This is a genomic window from Microbacterium panaciterrae, from assembly GCF_039541635.1.
In the GTDB taxonomy this organism is placed as follows: Bacteria; Actinomycetota; Actinomycetes; order Actinomycetales; family Microbacteriaceae; genus Microbacterium; species Microbacterium panaciterrae.
This window is the reverse complement of the sequence record NZ_BAABGP010000014.1, coordinates 212,078-232,784: the sequence shown is the minus strand read 5'-3', so window position 1 is coordinate 232,784 and position 20,707 is coordinate 212,078. Positions and strand designations below refer to the sequence as shown.

The 20,707-nt window shown below is 70.2% G+C and carries 20 protein-coding genes and 1 tRNA gene; 6 read left to right on the top strand and 15 right to left on the bottom strand.

The features are described from left to right. Nucleotides 1-14: 14 nt before the first annotated feature. From ABD882_RS11175 to ABD882_RS11155, 5 genes are all read right to left on the bottom strand, one after another. Nucleotides 15-356 carry a helicase gene (locus ABD882_RS11175; protein WP_345186945.1) on the bottom strand — a complete coding sequence of 114 codons (342 nt, stop codon included), beginning with the start codon at nucleotides 354-356 and terminating at the stop codon, nucleotides 15-17. Nucleotides 357-414: 58 nt separating this feature from the next. Continuing rightward, on the bottom strand, nucleotides 415-837 hold the full coding sequence (locus tag ABD882_RS11170; protein WP_345186943.1) for a TadE family type IV pilus minor pilin: 423 nt from the start codon (nucleotides 835-837) through the stop codon (nucleotides 415-417). Then, complete coding sequence (locus ABD882_RS11165; protein ID WP_345186942.1) at nucleotides 834-1,055, bottom strand: DUF4244 domain-containing protein; 222 nt, start codon at nucleotides 1,053-1,055, stop codon at nucleotides 834-836. The genes ABD882_RS11170 and ABD882_RS11165 overlap by 4 nt, the downstream gene beginning before the upstream one ends. A gap of 75 nt (nucleotides 1,056-1,130) precedes the next feature. Continuing rightward, the gene (locus ABD882_RS11160) at nucleotides 1,131-2,012 is read right to left on the bottom strand and encodes a type II secretion system F family protein (protein WP_345186940.1); all 882 of its coding nucleotides are present in this window, start codon (nucleotides 2,010-2,012) and stop codon (nucleotides 1,131-1,133) included. A 122-nt stretch (nucleotides 2,013-2,134) separates the two neighbouring features. Further along, complete coding sequence (locus ABD882_RS11155) at nucleotides 2,135-3,124, bottom strand: TadA family conjugal transfer-associated ATPase (protein ID WP_345186939.1); 990 nt, start codon at nucleotides 3,122-3,124, stop codon at nucleotides 2,135-2,137. Between the two features lie 381 nt (nucleotides 3,125-3,505). Between ABD882_RS11155 and acs the strand changes: the two genes are divergently transcribed. Beyond that, a complete protein-coding gene (gene acs, locus ABD882_RS11150) occupies nucleotides 3,506-5,470 on the top strand; it encodes an acetate--CoA ligase (protein WP_345186937.1) in 1,965 nt (654 codons plus the stop codon). Between the two features lie 111 nt (nucleotides 5,471-5,581). Here acs and ABD882_RS11145 read toward each other — a convergent pair whose 3' ends face one another. Then, the gene (locus ABD882_RS11145) at nucleotides 5,582-6,040 is read right to left on the bottom strand and encodes a RidA family protein (protein WP_345186935.1); all 459 of its coding nucleotides are present in this window, start codon (nucleotides 6,038-6,040) and stop codon (nucleotides 5,582-5,584) included. A 2-nt stretch (nucleotides 6,041-6,042) separates the two neighbouring features. Then, nucleotides 6,043-6,264 (bottom strand): Sp36 family protein, encoded by a 222-nt coding sequence (gene sp36 / locus ABD882_RS11140; protein ID WP_345186933.1) that lies wholly within the window; start codon nucleotides 6,262-6,264, stop codon nucleotides 6,043-6,045. 77 nt (nucleotides 6,265-6,341) lie between these two features. Here sp36 and ABD882_RS11135 point away from each other — a divergent pair, with 77 nt between their 5' ends. The 5 genes from ABD882_RS11135 to ABD882_RS11115 all read left to right on the top strand — a co-directional run bounded on the left by ABD882_RS11135 (nucleotide 6,342) and on the right by ABD882_RS11115 (nucleotide 11,633). Then, nucleotides 6,342-8,984 (top strand): transglycosylase domain-containing protein, encoded by a 2,643-nt coding sequence (locus ABD882_RS11135; RefSeq protein ID WP_345186930.1) that lies wholly within the window; start codon nucleotides 6,342-6,344, stop codon nucleotides 8,982-8,984. Between the two features lie 2 nt (nucleotides 8,985-8,986). Next, the gene (locus ABD882_RS11130; RefSeq protein ID WP_345186928.1) at nucleotides 8,987-9,922 is read left to right on the top strand and encodes a metallophosphoesterase; all 936 of its coding nucleotides are present in this window, start codon (nucleotides 8,987-8,989) and stop codon (nucleotides 9,920-9,922) included. 121 nt (nucleotides 9,923-10,043) lie between these two features. Next, nucleotides 10,044-10,598 carry a hypothetical protein gene (locus ABD882_RS11125; protein ID WP_345186926.1) on the top strand — a complete coding sequence of 185 codons (555 nt, stop codon included), beginning with the start codon at nucleotides 10,044-10,046 and terminating at the stop codon, nucleotides 10,596-10,598. A gap of 97 nt (nucleotides 10,599-10,695) precedes the next feature. Beyond that, nucleotides 10,696-10,769, top strand: a tRNA-Pro gene (locus ABD882_RS11120). Nucleotides 10,770-10,877: 108 nt separating this feature from the next. After that, entirely contained in the window at nucleotides 10,878-11,633 is a 756-nt protein-coding gene (locus ABD882_RS11115) for an HAD-IIB family hydrolase (RefSeq protein ID WP_345186925.1), read from the top strand. Between the two features lie 188 nt (nucleotides 11,634-11,821). Here the strand turns inward: ABD882_RS11115 and ABD882_RS11110 are convergent, their stop codons facing one another. From ABD882_RS11110 to ABD882_RS11075, 8 genes are all read right to left on the bottom strand, one after another. Then, nucleotides 11,822-13,048, bottom strand: coding sequence for an alpha-hydroxy acid oxidase (locus ABD882_RS11110; protein ID WP_345186961.1), 1,227 nt, complete (start codon nucleotides 13,046-13,048; stop codon nucleotides 11,822-11,824). Nucleotides 13,049-13,121: 73 nt separating this feature from the next. Then, nucleotides 13,122-13,847 (bottom strand): FadR/GntR family transcriptional regulator, encoded by a 726-nt coding sequence (locus ABD882_RS11105; RefSeq protein ID WP_345186923.1) that lies wholly within the window; start codon nucleotides 13,845-13,847, stop codon nucleotides 13,122-13,124. Nucleotides 13,848-13,998: 151 nt separating this feature from the next. After that, a complete protein-coding gene (locus tag ABD882_RS11100) occupies nucleotides 13,999-14,601 on the bottom strand; it encodes a thymidine kinase (protein ID WP_345186921.1) in 603 nt (200 codons plus the stop codon). A gap of 7 nt (nucleotides 14,602-14,608) precedes the next feature. Beyond that, nucleotides 14,609-16,069 carry a malate dehydrogenase (quinone) gene (gene mqo / locus ABD882_RS11095; RefSeq protein WP_345186920.1) on the bottom strand — a complete coding sequence of 487 codons (1,461 nt, stop codon included), beginning with the start codon at nucleotides 16,067-16,069 and terminating at the stop codon, nucleotides 14,609-14,611. 80 nt (nucleotides 16,070-16,149) lie between these two features. Then, nucleotides 16,150-17,226 (bottom strand): aspartate-semialdehyde dehydrogenase, encoded by a 1,077-nt coding sequence (locus tag ABD882_RS11090; RefSeq protein WP_345186917.1) that lies wholly within the window; start codon nucleotides 17,224-17,226, stop codon nucleotides 16,150-16,152. Nucleotides 17,227-17,379: 153 nt separating this feature from the next. Beyond that, nucleotides 17,380-18,666: an aspartate kinase gene (locus ABD882_RS11085; protein ID WP_345186915.1), complete on the bottom strand. Its 1,287-nt coding sequence runs from the start codon at nucleotides 18,664-18,666 to the stop codon at nucleotides 17,380-17,382. Nucleotides 18,667-18,759: 93 nt separating this feature from the next. Beyond that, on the bottom strand, nucleotides 18,760-19,377 hold the full coding sequence (locus ABD882_RS11080; protein WP_345186913.1) for a response regulator: 618 nt from the start codon (nucleotides 19,375-19,377) through the stop codon (nucleotides 18,760-18,762). Then, nucleotides 19,374-20,615, bottom strand: a complete 1,242-nt coding sequence (locus tag ABD882_RS11075; protein ID WP_345186911.1) for a sensor histidine kinase — start codon at nucleotides 20,613-20,615, stop codon at nucleotides 19,374-19,376. Before ABD882_RS11075 ends, ABD882_RS11080 begins: the two co-directional genes overlap by 4 nt. Between the last annotated feature and the right edge of the window lie 92 nt (nucleotides 20,616-20,707).

Genomic DNA, 20,707 nt, shown 5'->3' with positions numbered 1-20,707 from the left:
AGGACTCAGCACGGTCATCCGTCGCCGGCAGTGTGTTCGGGTGGTCCTGCACGGGAGGTGGCGACGGCCGGGAACCCAGCGTACGCCGCCGAGACGCGCACCCGGACCACGAGCCCGTCGATGCGGCAGTCATCCAGCGCCGCGTGGTGGGCTGCGGCGACCCGCCCCGCGACCGTGCAGGGATCGCTGTCGGACGGGATCGCGCCGCTGGTCGTGTCGGCGGCGGCGAGCGCTGCGGCATCGGCTGCCGCCGCCACTCGCTGCGAGGCCGCGCCGGCGCCGCCGACCATCGCCGCTCCGAGCGCCAACGTCCCGGCCACGGCGATCCCGCCGAGCGCGAGCGCCGACCCACCCATCAGGTGCCGCCCGCGGACGGTGGCATCGAGAGCCCGCCCGTCGGGATCCGCCTGGGCGTCATCGTCCCCCCTCGAGCGCGCAGCCGATCGCACGGATCGGGACGGCGAGGCCACCGAGGATCCGCGCCTCGGCGGACGCGGTGACGCAGACGAGGTCGTCGGAGCGGCTGACCGCGAACCCGGCCGCGGGATCCGCGCGTGCCACGACCGCACCGGCATCACCGCCGCCGTCGCCGCGACCGAGGATCCGCGCCGCATCGGCCACCGCGTCCTGCAGCGACACCATGCGCAGGCCGGCACCGAGAACACCGACGCCGAGCAGCAGGGTCAGCACGACGACCGGCAGCGCGACGGCGAGCTCCGCCGTCGCGGATCCGCGCTGGCGACCGCGCTCCCGGCCGCGCTGGCGGCCGCGCTTCCGGCCGAGACCCGACCACCCGAGGGAGGCCGGGTCGCGGCCGAGCGCGTATCCGCCGGTCATGCCACCGTCAGCGCGCGGCGCACGAGGTCCGTGAGGATCCCGCGCACCTCATCACTGCGCATGATGACCACCAGCAGTCCGGCGAATGCCACGGCGGCCATCGTCGCGATCGCGTACTCGGCGGTCGCGGCTCCGGTGTCGTCGCCGAACAGCGTCGCGGCGCGGCGGCGGGTGAGGGCGGGCAGGACGATGTCTGCCCTGCGCTGGTTCTGACTCATGATGTTCCTTCTTTCTCTGGGTGTTTCTCTCTGGATGGTTCCGGGGTCCGGCGACGTGCGTCGGGGCCGCACGGTTCACGCGAACGGCAGCGGCGTGGTCGCCAGCACGCTGAGGATCAGGGGCGCGACGCCGAGCAGCATGAATGCCGGCAGGGTGCACGCGCCGAGCGGCAGCAGCAGCCGGGAGGACAGCTTCGCGGCGCCCTTCCGGCCCGAGGTGCGGGCCTCTCTTCTGGCGCGGATCGCCTCGGCGCGGAGCAGCTCCACCGCGGGCACGCCGGCGGTGGCGGAGAGGCGCAGCACCCGTTCTATGGCGCCCTCGACGACGACCTCTTCGCTCCGGCTGCGTCCCGGGACCGGCCCGAATTCCTCCCGGCCGATCTCCTCCGCGACGAGTCGCAGCGCGCGCGGGATCGCGGTGCCGCCGGTGAGGGCGACGACGAGCAGCTCGGCCCGGATGCCGGGGATCACCTCGGCGGGGCTGGCACGCCGCACCAGCGCGCGCGTCCACGCCCGGGCGAGCAGCAGCAGCCCGATGCCCGCCGCCAGGCACACCCAGCCGGCGGGCTGGGTGACGAGCACGGTCAGCGTGTCGAAGCCGAGCGCGGTGCCGAGCAGCAGACCGACCAGCGGGAGCCACAGCATGAGCCGCGCGGTTCCCGCCGGTTCGGCGAGGGCGAACTCCACCTCGTCGCGGATCTCCCCCGCCCCCTCGAGCGCCGCCGCGATCGCGCGGAGCGCCTCGCCCAACGGCGCACCTACGGTGGCCGCGATGCGCCACGCGGAGGCCACGGTCGTCCAGACCCCGCCCTGGGCGCGGACCGCCTCGACGAGATCGCGCCCCCGGTCCAGTTCGGCGACCACCGCGGACGCCTCGCCCACCCCGCTCTCGGCGAGATGACGCCAGGCCGCGGGCGGCGCGGCGCCGGCCTGCATCAGCACCGCCAGCGTGCGCACCCGCTCGGCGACGTCCGCCTCGGACGCCTCCGACCGCCCAGACCGCGACGACCGCCGGGACCGACGCGACCGCCCGATCCGCGGCCGGACTCGAGACCGCCCGGTCCTGCGCACCGCGCCGCTCACCACGGTCGAACCTCGTCGATCCCGAGATGTTCGCCGTCGAGCCGCAGCACGCCCGCCTGAGTGAGCCGGCGGATCCCGGATCGCTCCCGCACCAGATGCAGCACGTAGGCGAACGCGCTCACCGCCTGCCGCGCGAGGGCCGGCGGATCCATGCCCGCCAGGGCCCCGAGCGCCTCAAGCCGCGCGGGGACGTCGGCCAGCCCGCTCGCGTGCAGCGTGCCCGCGCCGCCGTCGTGCCCCGTGTTCAGGGCGGTGAGCAGGTCGCGGAGCTCCTCGCCGCGGCACTCCCCCACGATGAGCCGATCGGGGCGCATGCGCAGGGACTCCCGCACGAGCCGGGCGACGGAGATCGCCCCGATGCCCTCGAGGTTGGGCTGGCGCGCCTCCAGCGAGACGTGATGCGGGTGCCGGGGATGCAGTTCGGCGACGTCCTCGATGGTCACGATCCGCTCGTCGTGCGGCACATGCGCGAGCAGCGCGGCGAGCATGGTGGTCTTGCCGGTGCCCGTGCCGCCGGTGATCAGCAGATTCTGCCGCGCGCGCACCACACCCTCCAGCCAGCCCCGCTGGGCGCCGTCGATGGCGCCGAGACGGCCGAGGTCGTCGAGATCGGCGGCGCGCACCCGCGGGATCCGCACCGACACGGCGGTTCCCGACGTCGCCACCGGAGCGAGCACGGCGTGCACCCGCACGCCCGACGCGAGGCGCACATCCACGCAGGGCGCCTGATCGTCCAGATGCCGTCCGCCCAGCGCGATGAGCCGCACGGCCAGTTCCCGCACTTCGCGCTCGGACGCGCTCCAGCCGGGCACCGGCTCGGCCCCCGCGCCGCGGTCGACGAACAGGCCGTCGGCCCCGTTCAGGAACAGGTCGGTGACGCGGGGATCGGCGATGTGCACCGCGAGGTCGCCGAACGCCGGATCCAGGTCGAGCTGTGCAGCGGCGTCCACGGATCCGCGGGGGACGATGACGAAGGGCGAAGCCATGAGGCGACGCTATTCAGACGCCCCGGCGCCGTGGGGCACCCCGACGCAACCGGTGCAGAACCGGGAACGGGCCGGGCCTGTGCGGAACGACCGCGGACCCGGAACGGGAACGCCGCCCGCGCGGAGAAGGAGGTGGGCGGCACCCCATGGGGGGAATGGGATGCCGCCCGAGATGCGGAGCGACGCAGGGGGTCGTCACTGCCGCAGAAGCCAGAATCGATTGATCGGCCGTCGGCAAGTGTACGCAGGAAAGGGCGGTGCACAAAACGTGTGGCACTACCGACTTCCGGCGGTATTGGGAGACGATAGGCGGAGCTAGATTCGCGATGTCGTGACCTTCGCCACGATGCACCACCCGCCGCAAAGGAGCGCCTCCTCATCATGAGCAGCCAGATCGATCACGTCTTCGAGGAGACCCGCGTCTTCCCGCCCTCGCCCGAGTTCGCCGCCGCTGCGGTCGCGCAGCCCGATCTCTACTCCGAGGCGGCCGCGGACCGGGACGCGTTCTGGGCCGAGCAGGCACGCGCGCTGCACTGGCACAAGCCATTCACCGAGGTGCTGGACTGGTCGACCCCGCCGTTCGCCAAGTGGTTCGCCGACGGTGAGCTGAACGTCGCGTACAACTGCCTCGACCGCCACGTCGAGGCCGGCAACGGCGACCGTGTCGCCCTGCTCTGGGAGGGCGAGCCGGGCGATGCGCGCCGCATCACCTACGCCGAGCTCACCGACGAGGTCAAGCGCCTCGCGAACGTGCTCGAGGGCTTCGGCGTCGGTCACGGCGACCGCGTCGCCATCTACCTGCCGATGATCCCCGAGGCCGTCGCGGCCATGCTCGCCGTCGCGCGCATCGGCGCGATCCACTCCGTCGTGTTCGGCGGGTTCAGCGCCGACAGTCTGCGCTCGCGTATCGACGACGCCGGCGCGAAGGTCGTCATCACGGCAGACGGCGGATACCGCAAGGGCAAGGTCTCCGCGCTCAAGCCGGCGGTCGATCAGGCGCTCGGCGACCGCGGCGAGGGCGAGCAGGGCACCGTCGAGCACGTCATCGTCGTGCGGCGCGGCGGCAACGACGTGGACTGGAGCGCGGATCGCGATGTCTGGTATCACGAGGCCGTCTCCGCCGCCTCCGCCGAGCACACCGCGCAGGCGTTCCCGGCGGAGAACCCCCTGTTCATCCTCTATACCTCCGGCACCACCGGCAAGCCCAAGGGCATCCTGCACACCTCCGGCGGCTACCTCACGCAGGCCGCGTACACCCACAAGAATGTGTTCGATCTGCGCCCGGAGAGCGACGTCTTCTGGTGCACCGCCGACATCGGCTGGGTCACCGGGCACAGCTATGTCACCTACGGACCGCTCGCCAACGGCGCCACGCAGGTCATGTACGAGGGCACCCCCGACACGCCGCACCCGGGCCGGTGGTGGGAGATCATCCAGAAGTACGGCGTGACGATCTTCTACACCGCGCCGACCGCGATCCGCTCGTTCATGAAGTCCGGCAGAGCGATCCCGAACCAGTACGACCTGTCCAGCATCCGTGTGCTCGGCTCTGTGGGCGAGCCGATCAACCCCGAGGCCTGGATCTGGTACCGCGAGGTCATCGGCGGCGACTCGGCGCCGATCGTGGACACCTGGTGGCAGACCGAGACCGGTGCGATCATGGTCTCCCCACTGCCCGGCATCACCGCGGCGAAGCCCGGATCCGCCCAGGTGCCGCTGCCCGGCATCTCTATCGACGTGGTCGACGACGACGGATCCTCGGTCGGCACCACCGGCGGCGGACTGCTCGCGATCACGAAGCCGTGGCCGAGCATGCTCCGCGGCATCTGGGGCGACCCGGAGCGGTTCAAAGAGACGTACTGGGAGAAGTTCGAGAAGCAGGGCTACTACTTCGCCGGCGACGGCGCCCGCCTCGACGAGGACGGCGACCTGTGGCTGCTCGGCCGCGTCGACGACGTGATGAACGTGTCGGGGCACCGGCTCTCCACCGCCGAGATCGAGTCGGCCCTGGTCGCGCACGAGGCCACCGCCGAGGCAGCCGTCGTGGGCGCCTCCGACGAGACCACCGGACAGGCGGTCGTCGCCTTCGTGATCATCAAGGAGAGCTACCTGGCCGCGCACGCGCCCGAGGGCCTCGCGCAGCTGCTGCGCGGCTGGGTCGGCGAGCAGATCGGCCCGATCGCCCGCCCGCGTGACGTCTACATCGTGAACGAGCTGCCAAAGACCCGCTCCGGCAAGATCATGCGTCGCCTGCTGCGCGACGTCGCCGAGGGCCGCGAGGTCGGCGACACCACGACCCTCGCCGATACCGCCGTGATGAGCGTGATCTCGGCCCAGGTGAAGTAGGGATCCGGACCCCCGGTTCCGCACCCGTCATCAGGGACGGGAGATGGAAAACGCACCCGAGAACGTCGTTCCGGGTGCGTTTTCCATCCCGCCGTGCGGCGGGGCCTGAGCTCAGGCGAGCGTGAAGGTGACCTCGACCTCGACCGGGCTGTCCAGCGGCAGCACGGCCACGCCGACGGCCGCGCGCACGTGGCGTCCGGCGTCGCCGAAGATCTCACCGAGCACCTCGCTGGCGCCGTTGATCACGCCCGGCTGGCCGGAGAACGACGGATCCGAGGCGACGAAGCCCCCCACCCGGAGCACTCCACCCAGACGGTCCACACCGCCGGCCGCGTCTGCCGCTGCGGCGACCGCGTTCAGCGCGCAGAGGCGGGCGAGGGCCTTGGCGTCCTCCGCGGAGACGGCCGCTCCCACCTTGCCGGTGGCGGGCAGGGATCCAGCCACGAACGGCAGCTGGCCGGACGTGTGCACCAGGCCGTCGTGCACGCGTGCGGGCACATAGGCGGCCACGGGGGCGGCGACGGACGGGAGTTCGATGCCGAGTTCGGCGAGTCGGGCGCTGACGGTCATGCTCATTCTCCTTCGAATTGACGGGCGGCTTCCGCCGCGGCGCCGAGGCCGGTGTTCGCGGAGGCGGCGTCGCCTCCGACCGGGCGCTTGAGATAGGCGACCAGTCCCCCTTCGGGGCCGGTCACCACCTGCACCAACTCCCACCCCTGCTTGCCCCAGTTGTTCAGGATCGCGGCGGTGTTGTGGATCAGCAGCGGCGTCGTGAGGTATTCCCACGTGGTCATGGCACTCCCGGAGGATGGGGACGCACACGCAGGCGCGTCAAAGTTTGCGTTCAGGGAACTCCCCTACGATCAAGCGTATGCCTCAGACCAAACGCACGCTCACCGGTGTGCTCAGCGGCCTGGCCGGCCTCGTCGGTCTCAGTGTCGTCGCCGGTGTGCTCGTCACGGCCACTGTCACGCCGGTGTTCGCCGTGACCGGCGCCGCTGCCACGCAATCGATCGACCTGTTCGAGAACCTCCCCTCGAACCTCACCGTCGATCGGCCGATGCAGCCGACCACGATCTACGCCAACGACGCCAATGGGCAGCCGCAGGTGATGGCCCGGTTCTTCGATCAGAACCGCATCCCCGTGACGTTCGATCAGGTCGCGCCGGTGCTCTACGACGCTCTCCTCTCGAGCGAGGACAAGAACTTCTACTCGCACGGCGGTATCGACATCGTCGGCACGCTCAAGGCTGTCGTCGGCAACGTGAGTGGTTCCGCGAGCAACGGCGGATCCTCCATCAGCCAGCAGTACGTGAAGAACGTGCTGTTGCAGGAGTGCGAGCAGAGCGTGCCGCTGAGCGACGCGCAGGCGACGCGCGACGCGAAGCTCAACAAGTGCTGGCAAGACGCAGCCACGACGGTCGGCAGCGCCGGCATTGCCCGCAAGCTGCAGGAGATCCGCTACGCGACGGCGATCGAGAAGAAGTACTCCAAGAACGACATCCTGATCGGCTACCTCAACCTCGCGAACTTCGGCGGCACGACCTACGGCATCGAGGCCGCGGCGAACCGCTACTTCGGCGTCTCGGCCGCGAACCTCTCGCTCGCGCAGGCGGCGACCCTCGCCGGCATGGTGCAGAACCCGAACGCGTTCCGGATCGACCTGCAGGATCCGACGATCTGCGATTCGAGCGGCAAGAACTGCGAGAACTCGCCTAAGGACGGATTCAAGGACACCCTCGTCCGTCGTCACTACGTGCTGAGCCGCATGCTGGCCAATGGCAAGATCACCCAGGCGCAGTTCGACGAGGCCGACAAGCAGCCGATCACCCCGAACATTCAGACGCCCAGCCAGGGCTGCGCAGCGGCAGCCGGCAACGCGTACTTCTGCCAGTACGTGAAAGAGACGCTGTTCACCGACCCGTCGCTGGACAGCGTTCTGGGGACGGCAGGTTCGGCCGCTCGCCAGGACAAGCTGTACCGCGGCGGCCTGAACGTCTACACCAGCCTGTCCGCGCCGCTGCAGGGCACGGTTCTCCAGGCGATGGCGGACAACACCACTCCCACGATTCCCGGGATCGCGTTCGGCGCGGCAGCGACGAACATCGAGGCGTCGACGGGGCGCATCCTGACGATGGCGCAGAACACCACCTTCAGCGAGGAGGCGGGTGACGTCGCGGCGACGGGCCAGACCTCTCTGGTCTACGCGGCCGACTACGCCCACGGCGGATCCACCGGCTTCGCCGTCGGATCGACGTACAAGGTGTTCACCCTTCTGGACTGGCTCGAGAAGGGGCACTCGCTCAATGAGAGGGTGGACGGAAACCTCAGGCGGCAGACGATGCACTGCGGCACGAAATCGATCCCGATGACCTCGGACGTCCAGAACTTCCAGAACGCGCGCGGCTACGTCGGCACCCCGATGGAGTTCACTGCGGCGTCGCTGAACAGCGGCTTCCTCGCGATGGCCGCGAAGCTCGATCTGTGCGAGATCAACGACGTCGCGGCCCGCGTTGGCGTGCACCTGGGCAGCATGGACCCGGTCAACTCCCGCGTCGCCACCTACTACCCCGACGGGACGGTGAAGGATCCGGGCCCGCAGCCCTTCGACGTGCTGGGCTCGAAGGCAATCGCGCCTCTGGACATGGCTTCGGTCTACGCCGCGATCGGGAACAAGGGCGTCCGCTGCGACCCGCACGCGATCGACAAGATCACCGGCCCTGACGGCTCCGAGCTCAAGCTCCCGCCGACGACCTGCACCCAGGTCATCCAGCCGGATATCGCCGCAACCGCCGCGTATGCGCTTCAGGGCGTCATGACCAGGGGCGGTACTGGGTCCCAGGCGAACCCGGGCGACGGCACAGAGCTGATCGGAAAGACCGGAACGAACAACAACGATCAGACGATGCTGATGATGTCGAGCACCAAGATCGCGACGGGAATCTGGGTCGGACAGTCCACCGGGCTCGCCAACATCTACGAGTTCTACACCAAGGACAACAACGTCCCGAACATCCGCTACTACCTCGGCAAGGCGATCCAGGGGGAAGCGGACAGCCTCTACGGCAGTGACGCGTTCCCGCCGCCCGTGCAGAGCCTGCTCAAGCAGTCGTACTCCAACCTGCCGAGCGTGATCGGCCAGACCGTGGATCAGGCGACGCAGACGCTTGAGGGCGCAGGCTTCAGCGTGAGCGTGGGTGCGGCGGTTCCGAGCAACCTGCCGACCGATCAGGTCGCGGCGCAGGATCCGGGCCCCGGCCAGGTCGTGACCGGAAGCACGATCACGATCTCGCCGAGCAACGGACAGGGCTCCACCGTCCCGAATGTGGTGGGCATGATCATGGCCGACGCGGCGAGCGCGCTGCAGAAGGCCGGTTTCCAAGCGGCGAAGGGCACCTGCACGCCGGGCAACGGCGACGACACCGGAACGGTCTCGGCATCGAGCCCGGCGGCCAACACGGTCGCTCCGAAGGGCTCGACGGTGACGCTGAACTACGTGAAGAAGAACTGCTAGCAGTGCCGGTCGCTACCCCGGCTCGTTCGGCCCTCATCGCACTCGGTGCGGTGGGGGCCGCCGGCGTCGCAGCGGCGACCTGGGGCATCGGCATCGAGCGCTACCTGTTCACGCTGCGGCACGCGACCGCCCGCTCCCTTCCGGCGGGATCTCGGCCGATCCGGATCCTGCATGTCTCGGACGCGCACATGGCGCCGTGGCAGCACCGCAAGCAGCGCTGGCTCGCCTCGCTCGCCGAGTTGCGCCCCGACCTCGTCGTGAACACCGGCGACAATCTGGGCCATGAGAACGGGCTGGAGGGCATCCGGGCCGCCTTCGCGCCGTTCGCCGGTGTGCCTGGCGTGTTCGTGCACGGCTCGAACGACGTGCATGCGCCGTCGCCGCGCAACCCGTTCCGCTACTTCATGGGACCGTCGGCGCGGGTCGCGACAGCGCCGAAGCTCGACACGGCCGCGATGGACCGGTTCTTCACGGACGAGCTCGGCTGGACGGATCTGAACAACGCCGCCGCAACCCTGACGGTGGCGGGTGAGCGGATCGATCTGTTCGGCGTCGACGACGCCCACCGTGACTGGGACGAACTCGACGACCTGCCCCCCGCGATCGACGCCCTGGGTGCCCGCCCGGCCGGCGTCCCGGTGCTGGGCGTCACGCACGCCCCCTACCAGCGCGTGCTGAACGCGTTCACCGATCTGGGCGCGGACGCGATCCTCGGCGGCCACACGCACGGCGGCCAGGTGTGCATCCCCGGATTCGGCGCGATCGTGGCGAACTGCGACATCCCGCTCAAGCAGGCGAAGGGCCTGAGCACCTGGACGCACGCAGGCCGCTCCGTGCCGCTGAACGTGAGCGCCGGCTGCGGTCACTCGATCTACGCGCCGATCCGCTTCGCGTGCCGCCCCGAGGCGACGCTGCTGACGCTGCTGCCCCGGGCCTGACGTTCCCTCGGCCCGAGCATCGACTGCGCGGGGTGGAGATGAGGTTTCTCCCGGTTCCCGACACGTGGCTGATTGGTTGGTCAGCCTGCCGGCCTGTCCGCGCACGAGTTAGGCTCTCGACATGAAGCGCGCCGCGATCATCACCGTCACGGTGGCCGGGCTCGCCGTCGCCGGGCTCATGGCTCTCGCCGCATCGCCTGTCATCTCGGCCGTCGCGAAGTCGAGTCACGTTCAGCCGACCGCGCCAAGCGCGCCACAGCGGACACCGGCGCCGACGTCCACGCCGAGCGCCGACCCGGACCGAGTCATCTGGCTCGGGGACGGGATCAGCGTGAAGGTCAGCGAGCTCCCGAAGGGGTGCACGACCTATTCGAAGATCGAGATCTTCGACGTGAACGCCCACAGCTACGGCAGGCTCATCGGAGATCCCGAAGATCGCGGATCGGCCCCGGGTGCGACCGGCACCGTGAACCGTGACGCCGCAGGCGAGATCGTCAGCTACACGGCCGCTTCCGGCGACAACACGTGGACCGTCGGCGACCGTCTCTGCACGAACCCGCTCATGGTCGGGCGGTACAACCACATCGGCTCCGACCGGGGCGACCACGCCCTCCAGCCGGGCGAGACCGTGGTGATCCGTCCCGACATGAACGTCGAATGGGTGCCCGGCAGCTGACGTCCACCCCACACCCAGCGGATTCCTCCCGCCACGCGCGGGCTCCCACCTCGATTCGGCCCCCGGCTCGTTTCCGTATAGACTTGAACGGTTGTCGCGGGGTGTGGCGCAGCTTGGTAGCGCGCTTCGTTCGGGACGAAGAGGCCGCAGGTTCAAATCCTGTCACCCCGACAGCACGAGGAAGGGATCGATCCATCGGATCGGTCCCTTTCCTCTTGCCCTCATCGCTCGATGCCCCGTCCGCCGCCTCTCAGAGACACCCTCTACGCTGGAACAGCTATGACGACGCCCCGCCTGGTCGCCTTCGACCTCGACGACACCCTCGCCCCCTCGAAGAGCGCGATCGACCCGCGCATCGCCGCACTGCTGCTCGCCCTCGCCGAGCGCGTGGAGGTGGCGATCATCTCCGGCGGCAACGAGGAGCAGTTCCGCACCCAGGTCATCTCGAAGCTCGACAGCACCGACGCCTCGTTGCTGGGACGGATCCATCTGCTGCCGACCTGCGGCACCCGTTACCTGCGCCACGACGGATCCGCCTTCTCCCTCGTCTACGCACGCGATCTGAGCGATACGCAGAAGACCGCCGCGCTCACCGCACTCGAGGAGGAGGCCGCCCGTCTCGGACTCTGGGAGAGCGAGACGTGGGGCCCCATCCTCGAGGACCGCGGCTCTCAGATCACGTTCTCGGCGCTGGGCCAGAAGGCTCCGCACGACGCGAAGAAGGCCTGGGATCCGGACGGCTCCAAGCGGGCAGCGCTGCGCGATGCCGTCGCAGCCCGGGTGCCCGACCTCGAGGTGCGTTCGGGCGGATCCACCTCGATCGACATCACCCTCGCCGGCATCGACAAGGCCTACGGCATGACCGAACTTGCCGAGCGCTGCGGGATCCCGTTCGCGGAGATGCTGTTCTACGGCGACCGTCTCGACGAGGGCGGCAACGACTACCCGGTCAAGGCCCTCGGCGTGCCCTGCGTGGCCGTGGAGGGCTGGGAGGACACCGCCGACCACCTGGACGCGCTGCTGCCGACGCTCTGACGGCCGGTACGCCCCTCGCGGGATGGAAAACGGTGCTCCCCGCGCCCGAGTAGTCGCGTTTTCCATCTCCCACGCCCGAGGCCGCTCCCGGGAAGATGGATTTCGTTGCCCGTAAGGGAGTGGGAGCGACATTATCCATCTCACCGCGGGCACACCCCGCGGGTAGGGCGGATCCGCGTTCGGCGCGATCAGCCTGCGGCTGCCTCCGCAGCGGTGGACAGGGTTGCCGCGACCGGCACCATCCGGGTGAGCTGGGTGACGTGGCGGGGTTCGAGCTCGGCGAGCGACGAGACGCCGAGCAGGCGCATGGTCCGCTCGATCTCGCTGCGCAGGATCGCGATCGTGCGGTCGACGCCACGGCGCCCGCCCGCCATCAGCCCGTACAGGTAGGCCCGGCCGATGAGGGTGAAGTCGGCGCCGAGCGCGACCGCGGCGACGATGTCGGCGCCGTTCATGATGCCGGTGTCGACCATGACCGTGAAGTCGTCGCCGACCGCTCGGCGCACCCGCGGCAGCAGGTGGAACGGGATCGGCGCACGGTCGAGCTGACGGCCGCCGTGGTTGGAGAGCACGACGCCGTCCACACCGTGAGTGTCTTTGAGCCGCACCGCGTCCTCCACGGTCTGCACGCCCTTCACGATGAGCTTGCCGGGCCAGATGCCCCGGATCACGTCGAGGTCGTCATAGCTGATCGTAGGATCCATCGCCGCATCCAACAGCTCGCCGACGGTGCCGCCCGTCGTCGACAGCGAGGCGAACTCGAGCTTCGGCGTCGTGAGGAAGTCGATCCACCACCATGGCCGCGGGATCGCGTTGACGATCGTGCCGAGGGTGAGCTGCGGCGGGATCGAGAAGCCATTGCGCTTGTCCCGCAGGCGCGCACCGGCGACCGGAGTGTCGACCGTGAACATGAGCGTGTCGAAGCCGGCCTCAGCGGCACGGCGGGTGAGCCCGTAGGAGATCTCGCGGTCGCGCATGACGTACAGCTGAAACCAGTTGCGCCCGTCGGGGTTGGTCTTCTTCACGTCCTCGATCGACGTCGTGCCGAGCGTCGAGAGCGTGAACGGGATCCCGGCAGCGGCGGCAGCACCGGCCCCGGCGAACTCGCCCTCGGTCTGCATGAGGCGGGTGAACCCGGTCGGCGCGATCCCGAACGGCAGCGCGCTCGGCCCGCCCAGGATCGTGGTGGACGTGTCCAGCTCGGGGGCGGGAGCGAGCACCCCGGGGTGGAATTCGATGTCCTCGAACGCCTGTCGGGCGCGGGCCAGCGACAGCTCGCCCTCAGCGGCGCCGTCGGTGTAGTCGAAGGCCGCCTTGGGGGTGCGGCGCTTCGCGATCGTGCGCAGATCGGAGATCGTCAGCGCTCCCTCGAGACGGCGCTTGGCGCCGTCGAGCTCGGGTGCCTTGAACTTCATCAGCTCGAAGATCTCGGCGGGGTTGGGCAGCTGGCGCTGCACGGTGCGCTGGGTCACGGGAGTGTCCTCTCGGTCAGTGGGTCGTCTGGTCGGCGTCGGCCAGGCCGGTCGCCGCGTAGTAGCCGGTGATGTGGTCGCGGACCAGAGCAGCCGCGGCCTCGGCCCGGCCCTCTTCGATCGCACGGACGATGTCGCGATGCTCGGCGCGGAGCCGATCCGCCATGCCCTGCCAGTCCTGGACCCGGTCGGATCCCGCCAGGACATACGATTCGATGCTGTCGCGGAGCCCCGTCATCATCGCGGCGACGACGGCGTTGCCGCTCGCCTCGGCCAGGGCGAGGTGCAGCTGGGCGTCGAGGGCGAGGAAGTCGGCGGGGTCGAGATGCTCGTCCATCGCGTCGAGGATCCGGTGCACCGCAGTCGTGTCGCACTCCCCCGCGGCAAGGGCCGTGACGACTGCCTGCTCGAGGATGAGGCGCGTGCCGACGACGTCGGCGATCGGGAAGCCGTGCGCGGCGACCTGCAGCCGCAGCAGAGCGGACAGGCCTCCGCCCGGGGCCGCGATGACGATCGCGCCGGCCTGCGGCCCGGATCCCGTCGACGTGCGGATCAGCCCCATCACCTCGAGCACCCGAAGCGCCTCGCGCACGCTGGAGCGGCCGACGCCGAGCTCGGCCGCGAGATCGCGCTCCGAGGGCAACCTGTCGCCGGGCCCGACCGCGCCGTCGAGCAGCCGCTGCTCGACGTGCTGCAGCACGGCACGCCAGGTGCGCGCGGGCGCATCGCCGGGAGCGGGCATCGATCCTCCTGTGGTCTGACCACAGTTTAGGCCGTGTGGTCAGACCACGCAACCCGCCCCGCTACCGACGAGTCGTCCCCGTCAGTGCACGCTATAGGGCGCGCTGACGGGGACGACTCGAAAGAAGGGAGGCGAGGTGGGAGGGATGTGGTCAGCCGAGGCGGCCGGCGGACTCCTGGAGGTAGCAGTGGCCGCAGAGCGACTCGTAGGCGACCGAGGCGCCGTCGATCGCGACCTGATCGCCGTCGAACACGAATCGGTCGCCGATCCGGCGGCCGTTGAACACGGCCTTGCGCCCGCAGCGGCAGATCGTCTTCAGCTCCTCGAGCGTGTGCGCGATCGCGAGCAGCCGACCGGATCCGGGGAACGCGTGCGTGCGGAAGTCGTTGCGGATCCCGTACGCCAGCACGGGGATGTCGTCCTCGACGGCGACGCGGAAAAGATCGTCGACCTGATCCGGCGTGAGGAACTGCGCCTCGTCGATGAGCAGGCAGGCCACGTCGAACCCGGTGCGCCGGACCCTCTCGCGCTCGCGGTGGAACACCGCCCTCGCACCGTCGTCCGCGCCGATCAGGAAATCGGCCTCACGGGTCATCCCGAGTCGGCTCTCGATCTGCGAGGCGCCCTTGGTATCGATCGCGGGCTTGGCCAGCAGCACATGCTGGCCGCGCTCCTCGTAGTTATAGGCGGCCTGCAGCAGCGCGGTGCTCTTGCCGGAGTTCATCGCCCCGTAGCGGAAGTACAGCTTGGCCACGGCGCGCTCAGGCGGTCAGGTCGAGCGTCTTCGCGGTGGACGCCATCGAGGCGCGGGCGTCCGCGGCGTCCTCGTTCAGCTTCTCGCCGAGCGTCGGGATGAGCGCCTGCAGCTTCGGCTCCCACTCCGCGTACTGCGCGGGGAAGCAGCGCTGCAGCACATCGAGCATGACCGGCACGGCCGTCGACGCACCCGGCGAGGCGCCCAGAAGACCGGCGATGGATCCGTCGGCGGCGGCGACGACCTCGGTGCCGAACTGCAGCTTGCCGCCCTTCATCACCTGTGCGCGCTGACCGGCCTGCAGCAGCTCCCAGTCGCCGTCCTGCGCGGTGGGCATGAACTCGCGCAGGGTCGACACCTTGCGGTGGTGGGTCTTGAGCAGTTCGCTGACCAGGTACTTGATCAGGTCGAAGTTGGTGAAGGCCACCTTGAGCATGCTGCCGAGGTTGTGCGGGCGCACCTGCGTGACGATGTCGAGCATCCCGCCCTGCTTGAGGAACTTCGGGCTGAACGTCGCGAACGGGCCGAACAGCAGGCTCGCCTGGCCGTCGACGACGCGGGTGTCGAGGTGCGGCACCGACATCGGCGGAGCGCCGACCGGCGCCTGCGAGTAGACCTTCGCCTGGTGCTTGGCGACGATCTTCGGGTCGGAGGTCTTCAGCCACTGTCCGCCGATCGGGAAGCAGCCGTAGCCCTCGATCTCGGAGATCCCGGATCCCTGCAGCAGCTTGAGCGCCCAGCCGCCGGCTCCCACGAACACGAAGCGCGCCTTGATCTCGTTGGGGGTGCGGCCGAGGCTGTTGCGGTACTTGACGAGCCAGGTGCCGTCCTGCTGCTTCTTGAGCTTGCGGACCTCGTGGTTGCGCAGCAGCGTGAAGTTCTCGTCCTCGGTGAGGTGATCGAAGAGCTGACGGGTGAGGGATCCGAAGTCGACGTCGGTGCCGCTCGGGGTGCGCGTGGCCGCGAACGGCTCGCCCTTGCGGCGCTGCTCCATGAGCAGGGGCGCCCACTGGTTGATGACGCGGGAGTCCTCGCTGAACTCGATCCCCGCGAACAGCGGCTGCTGCTTGAGGACCTCGTAGCGCCGGCGCAGGTAGTCGACGTCCTTCTGGCCGCGCACGAACGTCATGTGCGGCGTGGAGTTGATGAACGTGGAGGGGGCGTCGAGCACGCCCCGGTCGACGAGCGTCGACCACAGCTGACGGCTGAGCTGGAACTGCTCGTTGATGCCGACCGCCTTCGCCGGGTCGAGCGCGCCGCCCGGCCCCTCGGGCATGTAGTTCAGCTCGCACAGGGCCGCGTGCCCCGTGCCCGCGTTGTTCCACGCGTTCGAACTCTCCTCGGCCACCTCGCTCAGGCGCTCGAAAGCCACGACCTTCCAGTCGGGCTGAAGTTCGCGGAGCAGGGTTCCCAGGGTGGCGCTCATGATGCCACCGCCGATGAGGACGACGTCGACGGATTCAGTCACTCGACCAGTCTAGTTGCCCCCGAGCGTGCGATGATTCGCCGTGGCGGCCATCCCGCCGCCGATATTCGCCGGGATGTACGTCAGGCGCTGAGGCGGGCGGAGAGTCGCTCCGCGACCAGCTCGGCGACCTGGACGGCGTTCAGCGCGGCGCCCTTGCGGAGGTTGTCGTTGCTGATGAAGAGCACGAGGCCCTTGCCCTCCGGAGCCGACTGGTCGGCGCGGATCCTGCCGACGAAGCTCGGGTCCTTGCCCGCGGCATACAGCGGCGTGGGAACCTCTTCGACAACCACGCCGGGCGCGGCGGCCAGCACCTCGTAGGCGCGCTGCGGGGTGATGTCGTTCGCGAACTCGACATTGATCGAGAGCGAGTGCCCGGTGAAGACCGGCACGCGCACGCAGGTGCCGGCGACGCGCAGGTCGGGCAGGTCGAGGATCTTGCGGCTCTCGTTGCGGAGCTTCTTCTCCTCGTCGGTCTCGTTCAGTCCGTCATCGACGATGGATCCGGCGAGCGGGATCACGTCGAACGCGATCGGGGCGACGTACTTCTCCGGCTGCGGGAAGTCGACGGAGGATCCGTCGTGCACGAGCCGCAGCGTGTCGCCCTGCGCGAGCACACCCTCGACCTGGCCGAGCAGCTCCTGGGCGCCGGCGAGGCCGGATCCGCTCACGGCCTGGAACGTGCTCACGATGAGCCGCTCCAGCCCCGCCTCCGCGTGCAGCGCCTTGAGCACCGGCATCGCCGCCATCGTGGTGCAGTTCGGGTTGGCGATGATGCCCTTGGGCGTGTCCGCGATGGCCTCGGGGTTCACCTCGCTCACCACGAGCGGCACCTCGGGATCCATCCGCCAGGCGCTGGAGTTGTCCACGACCACCGCACCGGCGGCAGCGAAACGCGGCGCGTAGGCGCGGCTCGCCGTGGCGCCGGCGGAGAACAGCGCGATCTCGACACCGGCGGGATCCGCGGTCTCGACGTCTTCCACAATCACCGAGACGCCGCCGAAGTCGATCGCCGTGCCGGCCGAGCGGGCAGACGCGAACAGGCGTAGCTCGCGGATCGGGAACGAGCGCTCCGCGAGGATGTCGCGCATCACGGTGCCCACCTGGCCGGTGGCGCCGACGATGGCGACGGAGAATCCTGAGTCGGAGATGCGGGTCATGGGGTGCTTCCTCAGCTACGTGCCGTGGCGTGCTGCCAGGCGGACGAGACGGAGGCGCGGTCGCCGGGTGTGGCGGATCAGTCCGCGCCTGGCGCCGATGTCAGGGTTTCGGCGATTCTACCGGGTCGGCGGGGGGCCTGGCGCCGTGTGGTGTCAGCGACCGGTCCCGGCGGCGACGACGGTCTCGACCTCGCCGTCCAGGCCGTAGGCCGCGTGCACGACGCGGGCGGCCTCGGCGAGCTCGTCACCGCGCACGACCACGGAGATCCGGATCTCCGAGGTCGAGATCATCTCCAGGTTCACGCCCGCGGTCGACAGCGCCTCGAAGAGGATGGCGGAGACACCGGAGTGCGACCGCATGCCGGCGCCCACGACCGACAGCTTGCCGATCTGATCGTCGTGCAGCAGACTCTCGAAGCCGACCTCGGACTGCTCGGCGGCGAGCGCCTTGAGCGCCGCGGACGCGTCGGACTTGGGCAGCGTGAACGAGATGTCGGTGCGGCCGGTGGACGCCGCCGACACGTTCTGCACGATCATGTCGACGTTCGCGCCGGACTTCGCGACGATCTTGAAGATCTCGGCTGCCTTGCCCGGGACGTCGGGCACGCCGGCGACGGTGACCTTGGCCTGGCTGAGATCGGTGGCGACACCGGCGACGATCGGCTCTTCCATGGCTTCTCCCTCGGATTCGCGAGGGTGCTTCATGCCCTCGCCCAGAACGTACGTGCCCTCGTTCGCGGTGAAGCTCGAGCGGGCGTGGATCAGGACACCGTGCCGGCGGGCGTACTCGACGGCGCGGATGTAGAGCACTTTGGCGCCGTTCGCGGCGAGCTCGAGCATCTCCTCGCTGGTCACGTGCGCGAGCTTGTGCGCGAGCGGGACCACTCGCGGATCCGCCGTGAAGATGCCGTCGACGTCACTGTAGATCTCGCAGACGTCCGCGTCCAGGGCTGCGGCCAGGGCGACGGCCGTGGTGTCGGATCCGCCGCGGCCGAGGGTGGTGATGTCCTGCGTGTCGTCGTTGATGCCCTGGAAGCCGGCGACGATCACGATCGCGCCCTCGTCGAGCGCCTCACGCAGCCGGGTCGGGGTGACCTCGACGATGCGCGCGGATCCGTGCCGGCTGTCGGTGCGCATGCCCGCCTGCGGGCCGGTGAAGGAGCGGGCGTCGAAGCCCATCGAGTGGATCGCCATCGCCAGCAGCGCCATCGAGATGCGCTCGCCGCTGGACAGGAGCATGTCGAGTTCGCGCGGCGCGGGGATCGGGGCGACCTGCGCGGCCAGGTCGAGCAGCTCGTCCGTGGTGTCGCCCATCGCGCTCACGGCCACGACCACGTCGTGCCCGCCACGCCGGGTGTCCACGATGCGCTTCGCGACGCGCTTGATGCTCTCTGCGTCGGCGACGGACGAGCCGCCGTACTTCTGCACGATGAGGGCCACGGGTCACTCCTGGGGGATGCCGGGCGCCGGGGTCGGCGCGCCATGGGTCATTCTACGAGCGGGATCCATGCCGCTTCCGGTATGTGTCGGCGTTCAGAGCAGGCCGCGTCTGTGCGCCTCGGAGACCGCGCCCGTGCGGCTGTCTGCGTCCAGCTTGTCGAGCAGGTGCACGACGTGGGTCTTCACGGTCGCCTCGCTGACGAACAGCCTCGTCGCGATCTCCCGGTTGCTGAGTCCTTCGGCGACGAGGGCGATGACGTCCCGCTCCCGCGCCGTCAGGTCGACCCGGGGTGCGCGCAGCGCCGCCACGAGCCGTTCGTCGCCGCCGGGGGTGAGCACGACGGATCCCGCCGCGGCGTCCACGATCGCTCGGGAGATGACCTCGACTCCGACCTCCTTCAGCAGGTAACCCGCGGCACCCGCCTCGACCGCGCGGACGATCTGCGCATCGTGGTCGAACGTGGTGAGGATGAGCACGGCCGGCGGATCCGGCAATGCCCGCAGCGCCGCGGTCGTGGCCACGCCGTCCATGCCCTCGCCGAGTCGTAGGTCGCACAGCACCACGTCGGGATGCAACTCGCGCGCCGACTCCACAGCCGCCTCGCCGGTGCCGACCTCGGCGAGCACCTCGAACCCGCGGGCCTCGACGACCGCGCGGATCCCCGCCCGGACGATCGGATGGTCGTCCACGATGATGAGCCGGATCCTCACTGCGCCTCCCCTCGGTCGCTCCGCGCGGCGCGTGCCGCGCCCGCCGGCAGCGGCAGCGTCGCCGCGATCGTGGTGCCCGCCCCCGGCGCGGTCGTCACCGCCAGATCGCCGCCGCCCTCGCGCAGGCGCGAGCGCATCGCGGCCAGCCCGTACGACGCATCGGACGGACGGGCGTCGGCATCGAACCCCACCCCGTCATCGGCGATGCTCAGCCGCACGGATCCGCCGTCCGCCTCGAGCGCGACCTCGACCGCCTGCGCCCCGGCATGCTGGCGCACGTTCGCGAGCGCGGACTGGGCGACGCGGAGGAACGCGACCTCCGTGGGGGTGGTCAGCACGGGCAGATCCGGATCGACCCGCAGCTGCACGGTCGTGCCCTCGTCGTCGTGCAGGGCGTCGAGCATGCGGGCGAGGGCGCCGGCCAGGGCGGACTCGTCGAGATCCGCGGGCGCGAGCGCGGCGACGATCCGGCGCAGGTCGGTGAGCGAGTGCTGGGCGAGCTCCTCGATCTGGGCGATGTTCCTCGGCCGCGGGTTCTCGGACGACGAGCCGCCCGGATCCTCGACCCGGGCGAGCAGCACGATCGTGCTGAGCTCCTGCGCGATCGTGTCGTGCAGGTCGCGGGCCAGCCGGGTGCGTTCGCGGGTGGCTCCGGCCTCGCGCTGGCTGGAGACGAGCTCCTCGTGCAGCCGCTCGGCTTCGCTCTGGGCCCGCAGCAGCGAGTCGATGAGACGCTCTCGCTCCGCGGCGTCCCGGAGCATGGCGTCGTAGCCGAGCGAGACGGCGTAGGCGAAGCCGCCGCCGACGAGGGGTCCGATCAGGTGCGCGAGCGTGGTCCCCGGCTGCACCCCGCCCGGATGCAGCATGGGCGCGATGATCGAGGCGGCGAGCACCGCGATCACGAACACCGGCGACCACGGCCGGCGCAGCACGTGCCCGGCCAGCAGCAGCAGCGGAAATGCCAGCCACACGAACTCCGGCGACAGCACGAGCATCCCGATCCAGATGGCGAAGAGGCCCAGCATCCACCAGCCGGCGGCGCGCTGGTGGGCGAAGCCCGCTCCCGCGCCGTACCAGGCCAGATAGACCGACGCGGCGAGCAGCAGGGGCAGCAGCTCGCCCTCCGTCCCCGCACGCACCGTCGTCACGACCACCAGCACGACCGTGATGAGGTGGAGGGCGAAGCGGGCGCCGCGCAGCATCCGCCAGCGGGCGGTGGCGGCTGCGGGCTCGGTCATCCTCCGATTCTCCCCGGTCGGAGGGGTGTTCGGCCAATACACGCTGTCGATCCTTCGATGGATGCGCGCTGGCGCTCGGCGCGGCAAGCTGG

Excerpts from the sequence above, each read along its gene's own strand:
- ABD882_RS11175 (WP_345186945.1), bottom strand. The coding sequence starts at position 356 with ATGGGTGGGTCGGCGCTCGCGCTCGGCGGGATCGCCGTGGCCGGGACG.
- ABD882_RS11170 (WP_345186943.1), bottom strand. The coding sequence starts at position 837 with ATGACCGGCGGATACGCGCTCGGCCGCGACCCGGCCTCCCTCGGGTGG.
- ABD882_RS11165 (WP_345186942.1), bottom strand. The coding sequence starts at position 1,055 with ATGAGTCAGAACCAGCGCAGGGCAGACATCGTCCTGCCCGCCCTCACC.
- ABD882_RS11155 (WP_345186939.1), bottom strand. The coding sequence starts at position 3,124 with ATGGCTTCGCCCTTCGTCATCGTCCCCCGCGGATCCGTGGACGCCGCT.
- acs (WP_345186937.1), top strand. The coding sequence starts at position 3,506 with ATGAGCAGCCAGATCGATCACGTCTTCGAGGAGACCCGCGTCTTCCCG.
- ABD882_RS11145 (WP_345186935.1), bottom strand. The coding sequence starts at position 6,040 with ATGACCGTCAGCGCCCGACTCGCCGAACTCGGCATCGAACTCCCGTCC.
- sp36 (WP_345186933.1), bottom strand. The coding sequence starts at position 6,264 with ATGACCACGTGGGAATACCTCACGACGCCGCTGCTGATCCACAACACC.
- ABD882_RS11135 (WP_345186930.1), top strand. The coding sequence starts at position 6,342 with ATGCCTCAGACCAAACGCACGCTCACCGGTGTGCTCAGCGGCCTGGCC.
- ABD882_RS11125 (WP_345186926.1), top strand. The coding sequence starts at position 10,044 with ATGAAGCGCGCCGCGATCATCACCGTCACGGTGGCCGGGCTCGCCGTC.
- ABD882_RS11115 (WP_345186925.1), top strand. The coding sequence starts at position 10,878 with ATGACGACGCCCCGCCTGGTCGCCTTCGACCTCGACGACACCCTCGCC.
- ABD882_RS11110 (WP_345186961.1), bottom strand. The coding sequence starts at position 13,048 with ATGAAGTTCAAGGCACCCGAGCTCGACGGCGCCAAGCGCCGTCTCGAG.
- ABD882_RS11105 (WP_345186923.1), bottom strand. The coding sequence starts at position 13,847 with ATGCCCGCTCCCGGCGATGCGCCCGCGCGCACCTGGCGTGCCGTGCTG.
- ABD882_RS11090 (WP_345186917.1), bottom strand. The coding sequence starts at position 17,226 with ATGACCCGCATCTCCGACTCAGGATTCTCCGTCGCCATCGTCGGCGCC.
- ABD882_RS11075 (WP_345186911.1), bottom strand. The coding sequence starts at position 20,615 with ATGACCGAGCCCGCAGCCGCCACCGCCCGCTGGCGGATGCTGCGCGGC.